This is a genomic window from Brevibacillus choshinensis (assembly GCF_001420695.1).
In the GTDB taxonomy this organism is placed as follows: Bacteria; Bacillota; Bacilli; order Brevibacillales; family Brevibacillaceae; genus Brevibacillus; species Brevibacillus choshinensis.
In genome coordinates this window covers 795,282-808,367 of record NZ_LJJB01000007.1, presented here as the reverse complement: position 1 = coordinate 808,367, position 13,086 = coordinate 795,282, and the positions used below count along the sequence as shown (strand labels likewise).

Genomic DNA, 13,086 nt, shown 5'->3' with positions numbered 1-13,086 from the left:
AACTGTGCATGCTAGAATTACTTTGTTGTATGACTGTATGTCTATGGTCGTCTAAGGAGGTGACACACATGCCAAACATTAAATCCGCGATTAAGCGCACCAAAACCATTGAAAAGCGTCGCGCACACCGTGCTTCTCAAAAGTCTGATCTGCGCACTTCCCTGAAAAGCTTTGAGAAAGCTGTGGCCGCTTCCGATGTAGCATTGGCGAAATCCACTCTTCTGGTGGCTGTGAAAAAGCTGGACAAGGCCGCTTCGAAAGGTCTCATTCATAAAAACGCAGCAAACCGTCAAAAGTCTCGTTTGATGAAAAAGCTTAACGTTCTGAGCGCTCCTGTAGCGTAAGAGACCCACGTTGCAGAAAAAACCCCGCGAACCATCGTTCACGGGGTTTTTTCTTTTTATCCGGCTGTCTTATTCCGTTCCTCGTGTGCGCGAGCGATGAACAGCTCCAACGCCAATCGCTTGTCCACTTGCCCCGACTTCATGCGAAAATCTTCTTCCGCCAAAATCAGCAGCAGCTTTTTCAGGGAATCCTCAGAAAAGTGCCGAGCTTGCTCCATCGCCTTTTTCACTGCATACGGGTGCATTTTGATCATACCGGCCATTTGCTGCTGCGAATAGCCACGCGGAGCGAGCTGTCTTACCTGCAAGAGCATGCGAAATTGCCGAGCAAATAACGACAAAAGCTTGATCGGCTCTTCCCCTGTCTTCATGCAGTCGTAGAGCATGCGCAACGCCTTGTCGAGTCTGCCGGAAGCGACTTGCTCAATCAGCGCAAAGACGTCCTGCTCCAGCGTACGTGCACAGAGGTCTTCGATGACCTGATCCGTAATCCTACCGCCATCACCCACAAACAACGCCAATTTTTCTACTTCCTTGTCCAGAAGTCGTAGCTCACTCCCCACACGCTCCGCCAGTTTCATCGCCTGTGGCCGCTCGATGGACGCCCTGTATTTTGCAGCCTGTCGCTCTACCCAAGCGTGTAGCTCCGCATCCTTCAACAGGAAAAAAGGAATGACTTTTGCTTTTTGTTGAAGCGTTTTGACCATTTTTTTACGCTCATCCAGCTTTTCTGCATCCGTATGTAAAATGAGGGTCGTATAGGTAGGCGGATTCTGCATATATCCAAGCAATGCGTCCGGGTCGCTCTCAACCTTGGAAGGAGGCTTGCTGCCTGTCAAAAAGTACGCTTGCCTTGCGATGACGAGCCGATGTTCGCCCATAAAGGGGAGCGTTTCCGCATCCTGTAAAATGTCGCTGAGACTATTCTCGGTGCAATCATATACGCTCACATTGAGATCACTGAATTCTGGGTCGATCATTTCCCGACGAGCTAAAGACAGAAACTCTTCTGCCAGAAAGGACTCCGGACCGTGTAAGACATAGACGGATGAAAACTGTTTTTGTCGTATTTCCCGGATAGCTGATAGCAATGGCATGGGATCTCCACTTCCTTTCTTTGTTCTGTCCTGCGTTATTATAGCACACAAAAGAAAAAAACCGCTCCCATAATGGTTAGCGGTTTTTCTATCTGTTGGCACCTCTATGTAAACGTTTAGGGAAAAGCCCCGGGATTCCTCCTCCCCAAACGGTAAGCAGGGGGTGCTTGATAGTGTAGGATACGCGAGAAGCCCCTGTTTGGTGCCGGTCCAATTGTGAATTCCACATTTGCCTCGCAGCAAATTTCACATTAGTCTCTGTTGCTTTTTTTTTCTTTTTTGTCATCATTTTGTTTTTCTTTGCTTTTTTCCTTACTCTTGTCCCTGTCCGCGTCGCCACTCTCTTTGTCGCGAGCATCTTTTTTGTCGTCCTTGTCCGAGTTCTCCTCTAAGCCGAACGGGAATGCCGGTGGCTTTGGATCTTTAACTACAGGCGTTGGTGGGACTGCAGGAGTGGTTGCTGCCGGTTTCGTAACCGGTTTCGTGACGGAATGATTGTTGTTCGGCTTGGAGACCTTCTTCGTCGTTTGCTTTTTCGCAAGTGAAGAAGATTGCGCCTTTTTTTCCTCCTCCGGTGGATTCGATGTAGATGGATTAGTGCTGGGAGTAGGAGGAGGCGGTCCGACGAGTGCGGGTTTCTCCGTTGTTGCCGGTGTGACGTTGTCCGATCCTTGTTGATACGGGTCGATCTCGTTCTTCTTGCCATCACTACCCGCGAACATAATTCCGATCAAGAGGCAGGCAGCCACTGCGGTACTACCGATACTGGCTAACCACACTTTCATCCGCTTCCACTTCTTCGTTTCCGACGGCGAAGACACATTGCGTTTAACTTCCAGAGTGGGCAGGATTTCTTCATTCATAGCAGATGAGGCTGCAGGTACAGCCGCAGCAGATTCCAGCCGTGGCAGAATCGAATCTACGATGCTGAATGAAGGTACGACAGGGGGCAGCTGCTCTAGCTGTTGAGAAACAGTTTTCAGACGGTTGTACTTCAGTTGCAAATCAGAATCTTTGCGAATGATGTTGTATAGCGCGTCTTGTTCAACTAAAGAAAGATCTCCATCAAGGTCACGCTGCATCCATTCCCAAATTTCCTCGTTGGTCATCAACCGATTCCCCCTTTCTGGTAGTCGTACAGAAGTTCCTGCAATTGTTGTCTAGCCCGGAACAAATACGACTTTACCGTGTTAAGCGGCAAATCCAATGCTTCCGCAATTTCCTGGTAGGATAGATCCTCCAGATAACGGAGTACTACGACCATTCGATACTGCCTCGGCAGTTTTCCAATGGCTTCCTGAATGTCATTCGACAATCCAGTGAGAAGGATTTCATCTTCTACGTTGTTTCGATCAGGGATTATCAGCTCATGCTCGTCAATTGAGACCGTTTCCTTCTTCGCTCGAAATTTATCCATACAGACATTGCTGACGATTCGTTGAACCCAGGTGGAAAATTTTGCCTTTTCCTGATAGGTGTCTAATTTTCGATAGATGCGAATAAGCACTTCCTGGGCAGCATCGAGTGCGTCCTGTTCGTTCCCAAGAATATAGTAAGCGCTGCGGTAAACGGAGGTCTCAATGGATCGGAGCAGATCGACTAGCGCATCATGATCCCCGGACTGCGCTTTCCTGATCAACTCTGCTTCCTGCATATTCTCCTCTCCCCCCTACAGACGGATCGTTCAAAGAAAAGGTTGCAACCACATTATGTATTGGATCCTTGGGTCTTCCAAGCCATTCCATTCGGCGTAATGATCAGCGTCACAGCACCGTGCCTGTCGGTTCTATACACCTTGGATCCCGTTTTTTTTAATCGTTGTAATACTTCAGCTGATGGATGACCGTAGCGGTTATTTGCACCCACTGAGATAACCGCCGTTTTGGGGCGCAATGACGCCAGCAATGCATCCGTACTAGAAGTATCGCTGCCATGGTGGGCTACTTTTAATACATCGACTTCCGGTAACCCATATTGTACAACTCGCCTTTCCCCGTCACGTTCGATGTCGCCGGTGAACAACACCGATTTTCCGTACGCGGTAAGCTGCAGCACGATGGAGGCTTCATTGCCGGAAGCTTCTGATGGTTGTCCCGGTTGTAGCCATCTCCAATCCACACCCGGAGCATCTGACCACGACTGCCCGGGTCTTCCCGTCAAGATTGGAACTCCCTTTTGGTGAAACTGTTGAAGAACTTCTCTCTCTTTTCCCTCTGGTGTATCGCCATTTACTAGAACCTCCCCAAAAGAAAACCGGGGTACGAGTGCAGCCATTCCTCCGATGTGATCCAGGTCACCGTGCGTCAGGACGACACGGTCGATGGTCTCGATCCCTCGAGCTCTCAAAAAGGGGAGAACGATATCTTTTCCCACTTCAAAAGGATCGCGTTTCTCCCTCCATGATTCACGCACGGGGAAGCGAATGGTCCCACCCGCATCAATTAAGTATACCTTCTGATTACTAATTTCGACAACGATTGAATCCCCCTGGCCCACATCCAGAAAGGTAATTCTCACTTCCTGATCACCTGAAAACGGCTGCCTCGCCAGCACTAAGAGCCCGATATATAGGGCTAAACAAACGATTGCATCTCTTTGCCGATGATACCCCATCTGCCACAAAATGGGCAATACGAACAAGAGTCCTGCATACAGCAAGAGCCACCACCAGTCAGGATGCGGCCAATGAGAAAAGGGCATTTCCATTTGATTCAACGCAAACAAAGGCTCATGCAGCCACTGCAGAAGGTGAGTCGATAACAACACGGGCCAACTAGCCAAAAACGGATGAATCATACCCACTACGAGAGCAATATATCCCAACGGCAAGACGACCATGGAAAGGATGGGGGTAACGATCAGATTGACCAGCCAAGAAAGAGCAGAAAATTGATGGAAATGATAAATCAGAAACGGAAAAGACACCGCTTGTGCCGCTATCGTAACGGCGACCAGCGTACGGATCCACAAAGGGATTCGGATGAAGATGTGTTGGCTGAACGGCACGAAAATGATGAGGCCTAGAGTGACCGCAAACGAGAGCTGAAATCCGATATGCCAAAGTTGGCACGGGTTGGCAAGCAGCATGACGATGAGCGTGCCTGCCCATACGTCCTTGCCGTCTATCCTTTTGCCCAGCACCTGACAGGCAAGTCCGACTCCTCCCATAAGCCCAGACCGCACAGCCGAGGCGCTCGCTCCGACAATAAACACGTAGCCAATGAGCATGCTGACCGTCGCTGTCAAAGCCCATCTACGGCCAAGTCCGGTTCGTTCTAATGTCCACATGAACATGCTGCTGACAAGCGTGACATGCAAACCGGAAATAGCGAGAACATGGCTCAAACCCAAATCCGCGTACATTTCTGCCAGTTCGGGGTTCACATCGTCCCCTACGCCCAGTAGTAATGACTTCATATAACCTGCCACTTCGGGATCGTCAAAGAGTGACTCGACTCTACTTGCTGCATCGTCCTGCCAGTTTTGAAACTGTGCCCACATTCCGTTGCTCGCTTCTACCTGCACCGTTCGATACGATGCTTCGCCTATCACCTGTACTCCTTGCCAGTACAAATAACGCGAATAGTCAAAGGCATACGGATTGCGAGCTCCTGAAGGTACGGATAGTCGAACATGGCCCGACCATGCACTACCTCTCCTCCATGCTTCTGCCTTTTCTGCTTCTTCTTCTTGATCTAGCTTGATTCGGATGGCCAATCGTTCTGTTCGACCTATTTTATTCCAATTTTTACCACTAAATGTCCACTCTTGAACATCTAAATAGAAACGAGCGACATCTCCATCCCGGATCACTGCCGAATCAATTGTTCCACGCACCCAAATGCTTCGCTCTTGCTCCGCATACGGCTTTAACTCCGATTGATGGAGAATCTCGTACCCAGTAAAATAGAGACCTGATAAAATAGATGTGAATACATAGAGTATGATGCACCTACGTAGTGAGTCGGGTATCGCTGTGATCATTGGAACAGCACAGCCGATTGCTGCAGCAGCCAACAGCCAGGCTGGGTGCAAGTAGGCAGACAGTAACAGTCCGAAAACCATTGTGATGCTGGCTCTGTACAACGTCACGCTCACTCCTCCGTCCCTTTGTCGAACCATTCTTTCGTATTCCCGAGTATATCCTGTTGCACGGGGACAAAAATAGGAATGTAGAGGCCTGCAAGCTACGTTTTCGATGAGGTTCGTAGGCATTCGGAGTGATTGCACTGACTGTCGATACGTGATAGAGTTAGCAGGAGCAATCCAGTGAGAGGAAGAGTCATTTCATATGTGTGGAATCGTATCACTCTATAACAAGCGGCAAACGCCTGTCGGGCAAGAAGCGATCAGCGCGATGACCGGTGTCATCCTGCACCGGGGTCCAGACGACGATGGTTTTCATCTAGAGGATAACGTCGCCTTGGGCTTTCGTCGTTTAAGCATCATTGACGTGGAAGGCGGACACCAACCGCTGTTTAACGAAACACGAGACATCTGGATCATTGGGAATGGGGAAGTCTACAACTACAAAGAATTGCAACAATGGTTAAAGGACATCGGTCACGTCTTTCAAACCGATTCTGATATCGAAACCATCCTGCACCTCTATGAGGAAGTAGGAACAGACGCGCCTAAGCACTTGCGCGGTATGTTCGGATTTACTATCTACGACTCTCGTAAAAAACGCCTTTTTGGTGCACGTGACCACTTTGGAATTAAGCCACTCTACTATGTGGAGACAGCTGATTCTATCGGCGTTGCCAGCGAGATCAAAAGCTTGCTGGAGCTGCCGGGCCTGACTCGGGAAGTGAATCATACTGCTTTTTACCACTACCTCACCTTCCAATACGTACCGGATCCAGAGACCATGTATCGCGGCATTTACCGCGTACCACCGGCTCACTCGTTCATTGTAGAAAACGACCAGATCAGACTGGAACGTTACTGGGATGTCGAGTTCAATCCGGATGAGAGCAAACCGTTCTCCTATTATGTAGAAGGAACTCGTAGTGTCCTACTCGAATCGGTTGATAAACACCGTATTAGCGAAGTATCGCGTGGGGCATTTCTCTCCAGCGGGGTAGATTCCAGCAGTATTGTCGGTATGCTACGTACATTTGAGCCAGTCAAAACCTTTTCTGTCGGTTCTGACATTCCTGGCTATAGCGAGCTGGACTTTGCACGACGAACCGCACAATATTTGGGCTCAGAGCATCACGAAATGGTCGTTAACGCCCAGCAATATATGAACGAGCTGCCTCGCCTCATCTGGCATCAAGATGAACCGGTAGCGGATCCTTCTGCGATCTTGCTCTACTTTGTTGCACAGATGGCCAGCGAGCATGTAACCGTCGTTCTTTCCGGAGAAGGAGCAGATGAATTCTTCGGAGGCTACAACATTTATCGGGAACCAAACTCCTTGAAAATGTTCTCTGGCATGCCTGGCTGGATGCGCAACTCCATCGGCTACATGGCTGAACGCCTCCCTGATCAGGTCAAAGGAAAGAACTTCCTGATCCGCGGATCCAAAACAGTGGAAGAGCGTTTCTTCGGTAATGCATTGATCTTTAGTGAAGAAATGAAGAAGCGTGTCGTCATGGATGACATCGCAAACTCGGGCTCATATGTTTCCCCGTTCACGATTACGGAAGAAATTTACAAGCGCGCTTCTCAGTACGATGACGTGACCAAGATGCAGTACTTGGATATCCACACTTGGCTTCGCGGTAACATTCTGATGAAGGCAGACAAAATGACGATGGCAAACTCCCTGGAGCTGCGCGTTCCATTCATTGACCTGAAAGTCTTTGAATTCGCTGCGACCATCCCAACGAAGTACAAAATCGCTAACGGAACGACCAAGCATGTCCTGCGCGAGGCGATGAAAGACTTCCTACCACCAGAAATCAAGATGAGAAAGAAACTGGGCTTCCCAGTTCCAACTCGTCACTGGCTGAAAAACGAATTCTACAAATGGGCGAAGGAAATCATTTTCGAATCCAAAGTGGACGATTTGATCAACAAAGCCTACGTTCTCTACATGCTGGATGAGCATCGGGAAGGCAATGCCGATTACAGCCGCAAAATCTGGACAATCCTCGTCTTCATGCTGTGGCACCAGATCTTTATCGAGCAAAAACACACGTTTGACCCGTACGTTAGTCCAAATGTAGATATTCGACGTAAAAAGAATTCGCTCCAGCACATCGGATAAAATAGATTTGCACACCCTCTCTTACTTTTCGTAGCATCGTTGATAGAGAAGCCATCTTCTCTGTCAAGACACTCGAAGCCGTAAGGGAGGGTTTTTTGTGTTACTGGAATGGTGGGAGCGTTATCGGCGTATCATTTTGTGCTTTGGTGCCATCTTTCTCATTGGAAGTAGTCTATGGCTCTACCAGGCACGCTCAACGGAGCATGCTGGTATGAATTCCCAGCTTCCCTTGATTGCCCCAGCATACGCTTCTGAGGAATCCACGCTGCTATCTGAGGACACCCCCTCCCTCGAAGTCCAAAAAGAAACGACTCTTTCCAAGCCCAAAGAAACTCGAACCATAGATAAGGAAGGAACTCCCCCTCCTATGTTCGTAGACGTAAAGGGACATGTCAAACAGGCAGGGTTGTATCAATTGGACACAGGTATGCGGGTCGCTGATGCCATCGCCAAGGCAGGAGGAGCAAAGCCAGATGCTGACCTCGAGCAAATTAATCTGGCAGCACTACTCACAGACGGGACGGCAATCGTCATCCCCGCTAAAGGAGACTCACAAGCAGCGCAGATCACGCCTACAGGTCTTTCCCCTGCGACTTACAAGCCTGGTGGTGTCAGTCTTTCTGCACCCGCCACAGATGATTCCATCCAGCTCAACACAGCAACCGCTGAGCAATTAATGAGCTTGCCTGGCATCGGTGAAGCAAGAGCGAAAGCAATCCTCCGTTATCGTGAGGAAAAAGGCCCCTTTCGTTCCCCAGATGAGCTGAAAGAAATCGAAGGCATCGGCGATAAGATGTACGATCGGATAAAGGATCGTATACGGATTCAGTAGGTCCTCGGATTCTGCGGTCATGATGCATGCTCAGGACACATACAATGGGGAAAGAATAATGGATGGAGGTATGGACATGGATAGGATCGGGTTCATCGGTACAGGCAGCATGGGCAGCATCCTCATTGAAGCGTTGCTGTCAGCCAAAGCCCTGTCCCCCGGCCAGATCATCATTAGTAACCGCACTCCCGCCAAAGCGGAACAACTGGCTGAACGTCATCCCGGATTGGTCATTGCACCGAGCAACGCCGAGCTCGCCAAGCAAGCCCCGGTTTTGCTACTGTGTGTCAAACCACTGGAATATCAAGTCATGCTGGAACAGATCATTCCTGAATTGACACCGGAGCACCTCTTGATTACCATCACCAGCCCTATCAAGCTCACACAGCTGGAAGACATGGTTCCGTGCGCTGTCGCGAGGGTCGTGCCGAGTATTACAAATGCTGCATGCAGCGGAATCAGCCTCTGTGAATTCGGCTCTCGCATAGATGAGTCTCAAAAACAGTACATTCTCACTCTCGTCACCCACATCAGCCATCCTACACTGGTCTCTGAAGCTTTTCTACGAGTCTCCTCAGACATCACAAGCTGCGGTCCTGCTTTTTTGAGTTACATCCTCCAGCAAATGATCCAGGACGCGGTATCCGAAACAGGAATCGCCCACGAGGCTGCTACTTACTTGACCACACAGATGTTCATCGGTATGGCAGATCTTTTAAAAGAGGATATTTTTACACTCCCCTCCTTGCAACAAAGGGTATGTGTACCCGGAGGCATCACTGGTGAAGGTCTCATTGCTTTGCAAAATGGAATCCCTGGTGTCTTTGCCGATGTATTTCGCCGCACACATGCTAAATTCGCCGAAGATCAAGAGCTGGCGGAGCGCAAACTGTCCAATCAGCATCCGTAAATTAGAAAACTTGGCTACGCCAAGCATCTGGCGGAGCCTTAGTTGCACTTATACTGGATAGGATTCTTTTAAATTCCTATCTGTGCAAAAAAGGAGTGGAAGCCTGCTCGAGCACAGGTCCCACTCCTTTTTCTCGTTCTACCTTAACGAATTACGATATTGACGAGCTTGCCAGGTACCGCGATCATTTTCACGATCGTCTTGCCCTCGATCAGCTCTTTGATCATTTCGTTGGCCAGTGCCATCTCTTCCATTTGCTCTTTGGTCGAATCGGAAGCGATGAGCAGTTTTTCTCTGTTCTTGCCGTTTACTTGCAGAACGATTTCCACTTCATCCTCTACCAGCTTGGATTCATCGTACGTTGGCCAAGCTTCGTAAGCGATCGTTTCGCTGTGTCCCAGTTTTTCCCACAGCTCTTCTGCGATATGTGGGGCGATTGGAGACAGCATTTTCACAAAGTCTTCCATGTATTTCTTCGGCAGTACGTCTGCTTTGTACCCTTCATTAACGAACACCATCAGCTGGGAAATCCCCGTGTTGAAACGCAGGCCTTCGTAGTCTTCCGTTACTTTCTTCACGGTTTGATGGTAAACGCGCTCCATCCCGGTTACTTTGGACGTATCTACGATCTTCTCGTTCAGTTCGCCACTGTCGCTCACAAACAAGCGATAGACGCGGTCCAAGAAACGACGAGCACCGTCCAGGCCTTTGGTAGACCAAGCGATGGAAGCATCCAGAGGTCCCATGAACATTTCATACATACGCAGTGTATCTGCTCCATGGCTGTTCACGATGTCATCCGGGTTCACGACGTTCCCTTTGGACTTACTCATTTTTTCGTTGTTCTCACCCAAGATCATCCCTTGGTTGAACAGCTTTTGGAACGGTTCCTTGGTTGGTACGACGCCGATGTCGTACAGGAATTTGTGCCAGAAGCGGGAGTAGAGCAAGTGCAGTACTGCGTGCTCCGCACCACCGATGTAAATGTCGATCGGCAACCATTCTTTCAGCTTATCTGGATCTGCCAACGCTTTGTCATTGTGTGGATCAATAAAGCGCAGGAAGTACCAGCAGCTGCCTGCCCACTGAGGCATGGTGTTAGTCTCACGGCGAGCCTTTTGACCTGTTTCCGGATCTACGATGTTAATCCAGTCGGTGATGTTCGCCAATGGAGATTCACCAGTACCCGATGGCTTGATTTCTTTTGTTTTTGGCAAAATAATCGGCAATTCTTCTTCGGGAACGACTTTCATCGTGCCGTCTTCCAAATGAATGATTGGAATCGGCTCACCCCAATAACGTTGGCGACTGAACAACCAGTCACGCAGACGGTAAGTCACTTTGCGATTCCCTTTGCCGTTCTCTACCAGCCATTCGATCATTTTGCTAATCGCTTGATCTTTGTTCAAGCCATCCAGGAAACCGGAGTTGATGTGTGCGCCATCGCCCGTATACGCTTCTTCGGAAATGTCTCCACCTTCGATTACTTGTTTGATTGGCAGATCAAAGGTTTTCGCGAACTCATAGTCGCGCTCATCATGCGCTGGTACCGCCATGATGGAGCCAGTACCATAGCTGATCAGTACGTAATCGGCAATCCAGATCGGCAGACGTTCGCCATTCACAGGGTTGATGGCATATGCACCCGTAAAGACACCTGTTTTTTCTTTCGCGAGGTCTGTACGCTCCAGATCGCTCTTGCGTTTAGCTTGTTCCAGGTACGCATCCACAGCTTCTCTTTGAGCAGGAACGGTAATCTGATCTACCAGCTTGTGCTCAGGTGCCAGAACGGCGTAGGTCGCACCATATAAGGTGTCAGGACGAGTGGTGAATACGGTGAAGGATTCATCATGACCTTCGATACCGAATGTTACTTCTGCCCCTTCAGAACGGCCAATCCAGTTGCGTTGCATTTCCTTGATGCTCTCTGGCCAGTCCAGATCTTCCAGGTCATCCAAGAGACGCTCTGCGTAAGCAGTAATTTTCAAGACCCATTGTTTCATCGGACGGCGTTCAACCGGATGACCTCCGCGTTCGCTTTTTCCGTCGATGACTTCTTCATTCGCCAAAACAGTTCCCAGAGCTGGGCACCAGTTTACCGCTACTTCGTCGATATAGGCTAAACCGTGCTCATACAGCTTGGTGAAAATCCATTGGGTCCACTTGTAATAATCTGGATCCGTTGTATTCAGCTCACGATCCCAGTCGTAGGAGAAGCCCAAAGATTTGATCTGACGGCGGAAGTTGTTGATATTTTGCTCCGTGAAAATAGCAGGGTCATTCCCTGTATCCAGCGCGTATTGCTCAGCTGGCAAACCGAACGCATCCCAGCCCATTGGATGCAATACGTTGTAGCCTTGCATCCGCTTCATACGGGACAAAATATCTGTAGCTGTATAACCCTCTGGATGGCCTACATGCAAACCCGCCCCAGATGGATACGGGAACATATCGAGTGCATAAAACTTCTTTTTGCCCTCGTCTTCTGAAGTTTTGAATGTCTTGTTTTGCTCCCAATATTGCTGCCACTTTTTCTCGACGTTACGATGACTAAAAACCATGGTAAAGCACTCCCATCCTAAATGGTGATTAGAAAACTTGGCTTCGCCAAGCCTAAAGCAAAACAAAAAAACCCCACGTCCCCATCGATTGACGAAAAGGGACGAGAGGTTGTGTTTACTCCCGCGGTACCACCCAGATTGGTGAACAATGATCATTCACCCACTTGTTTCCATCCGTAACGGGGATGATTCGCTATCCCTTACGCAACCGATTGTACTCGGTCTTGGGGGAAAGTGCTGGGAGGCGAGTTCAGATCACTCCGGATTGACTTGCACCTGCCGTCAACTCTCTAATACTCGGAGTTAATACCTACTATTCCTCTTTCAACGCGTCGAATTTTGCAGTTATAACACGATTATAGTAAATGTGAACCAATCATGTCAACGTTTCGGCTTACGTGCTGCAAAAAATAGGCGATCGCTCTTCTCCTGAGGTGGCAAATCGGAGTAATCCGCTGACACCACGATGTCTGTAAATCCAGCATCCGTCAGCCAACGAATCAGTTGGATCGGCTGGTATGCCCGTTGCCAGTGCTCTTCTTCCATACGCTCGTACAGGCCATCTTGCTGGCGGATGAAAAACGTCAGCTGATGTTCCACCTCGAGGCGGAGCGGGTCGCAAAAACATTGCCAAATGTACGAAACTTCGTCGTCCACGTAGGTGAACGTCTCGTCCCCGAAAATGTGCAGCATTTTGTACGGACTATGCACATCAAACAGGAAGCTGCCTCCTGGAGCCAGATGGTCAAACACCTTGCGAAACGTTTCTTGCACATCGGCTTCTTCAGTCAAGTAGCTGAGAGAATCGCACAGCGAAATGACTGCATCCGTCTGTGGCAGGTCCAGCTCGCGCATGTCCTGCTCCACCCAGATGACGTCTGCCTGTTCCTGGCGCATTTTATCATAGGCGATCGCCAGCATTTCAGCAGACAAGTCGACTCCCGTCACACGATAGCCGCGCTTTGAGAGCGGGATGGCGATCGTGCCCGTCCCGCAGCCCAGGTCAATTACATGCTTCGGCTTTTCCCCTTTTTCCCAATTGCTTTCTACCCAGTCCAACCATTGGTCATAAGGTGAATCCGCCATCAGCTTGTCATACACAGCCGCCATATGCGCGTACGCCAT

10 protein-coding genes and 1 other annotated feature are annotated in these 13,086 nt (G+C 49.4%); of the genes, 4 read left to right on the top strand and 6 right to left on the bottom strand.

The window, feature by feature from the left end; translation table 11 throughout:
- The first annotated feature begins 68 nt into the window (after positions 1–68).
- Complete coding sequence (gene rpsT / locus AN963_RS03845; protein ID WP_055743229.1) at positions 69–344, top strand: 30S ribosomal protein S20; 276 nt, start codon at positions 69–71, stop codon at positions 342–344.
- 56 nt (positions 345–400) lie between these two features.
- Here the strand turns inward: rpsT and holA are convergent, their stop codons facing one another.
- From holA to AN963_RS03825, 4 genes are all read right to left on the bottom strand, one after another.
- Positions 401–1,441 (bottom strand): DNA polymerase III subunit delta, encoded by a 1,041-nt coding sequence (holA, locus tag AN963_RS03840; protein WP_055743228.1) that lies wholly within the window; start codon positions 1,439–1,441, stop codon positions 401–403.
- Between the two features lie 251 nt (positions 1,442–1,692).
- Positions 1,693–2,550, bottom strand: a complete 858-nt coding sequence (locus tag AN963_RS03835) for a hypothetical protein (RefSeq protein WP_055743227.1) — start codon at positions 2,548–2,550, stop codon at positions 1,693–1,695.
- Positions 2,550–3,095, bottom strand: coding sequence for an RNA polymerase sigma factor (locus AN963_RS03830; protein ID WP_055743226.1), 546 nt, complete (start codon positions 3,093–3,095; stop codon positions 2,550–2,552). Before AN963_RS03830 ends, AN963_RS03835 begins: the two co-directional genes overlap by 1 nt.
- A gap of 53 nt (positions 3,096–3,148) precedes the next feature.
- On the bottom strand, positions 3,149–5,533 hold the full coding sequence (locus tag AN963_RS03825; protein ID WP_330218813.1) for a DNA internalization-related competence protein ComEC/Rec2: 2,385 nt from the start codon (positions 5,531–5,533) through the stop codon (positions 3,149–3,151).
- 199 nt (positions 5,534–5,732) lie between these two features.
- Between AN963_RS03825 and asnB the strand changes: the two genes are divergently transcribed.
- The 3 genes from asnB to comER all read left to right on the top strand — a co-directional run bounded on the left by asnB (position 5,733) and on the right by comER (position 9,400).
- The gene (gene asnB, locus AN963_RS03820) at positions 5,733–7,658 is read left to right on the top strand and encodes an asparagine synthase (glutamine-hydrolyzing) (RefSeq protein WP_055743224.1); all 1,926 of its coding nucleotides are present in this window, start codon (positions 5,733–5,735) and stop codon (positions 7,656–7,658) included.
- A 97-nt stretch (positions 7,659–7,755) separates the two neighbouring features.
- Positions 7,756–8,490: a ComEA family DNA-binding protein gene (locus AN963_RS03815; protein WP_055743223.1), complete on the top strand. Its 735-nt coding sequence runs from the start codon at positions 7,756–7,758 to the stop codon at positions 8,488–8,490.
- A gap of 76 nt (positions 8,491–8,566) precedes the next feature.
- Complete coding sequence (gene comER / locus AN963_RS03810; protein ID WP_055743222.1) at positions 8,567–9,400, top strand: late competence protein ComER; 834 nt, start codon at positions 8,567–8,569, stop codon at positions 9,398–9,400.
- 143 nt (positions 9,401–9,543) lie between these two features.
- Here comER and leuS read toward each other — a convergent pair whose 3' ends face one another.
- Both leuS and AN963_RS03800 read right to left on the bottom strand, forming a co-directional pair.
- Positions 9,544–11,961 (bottom strand): leucine--tRNA ligase, encoded by a 2,418-nt coding sequence (gene leuS / locus AN963_RS03805; protein WP_055743221.1) that lies wholly within the window; start codon positions 11,959–11,961, stop codon positions 9,544–9,546.
- Positions 11,962–12,055: 94 nt separating this feature from the next.
- Positions 12,056–12,298 (bottom strand) — a binding site (T-box leader).
- Positions 12,299–12,342: 44 nt separating this feature from the next.
- Positions 12,343–13,086, bottom strand: coding sequence for a class I SAM-dependent DNA methyltransferase (locus AN963_RS03800; RefSeq protein ID WP_055743220.1), 744 nt, complete (start codon positions 13,084–13,086; stop codon positions 12,343–12,345).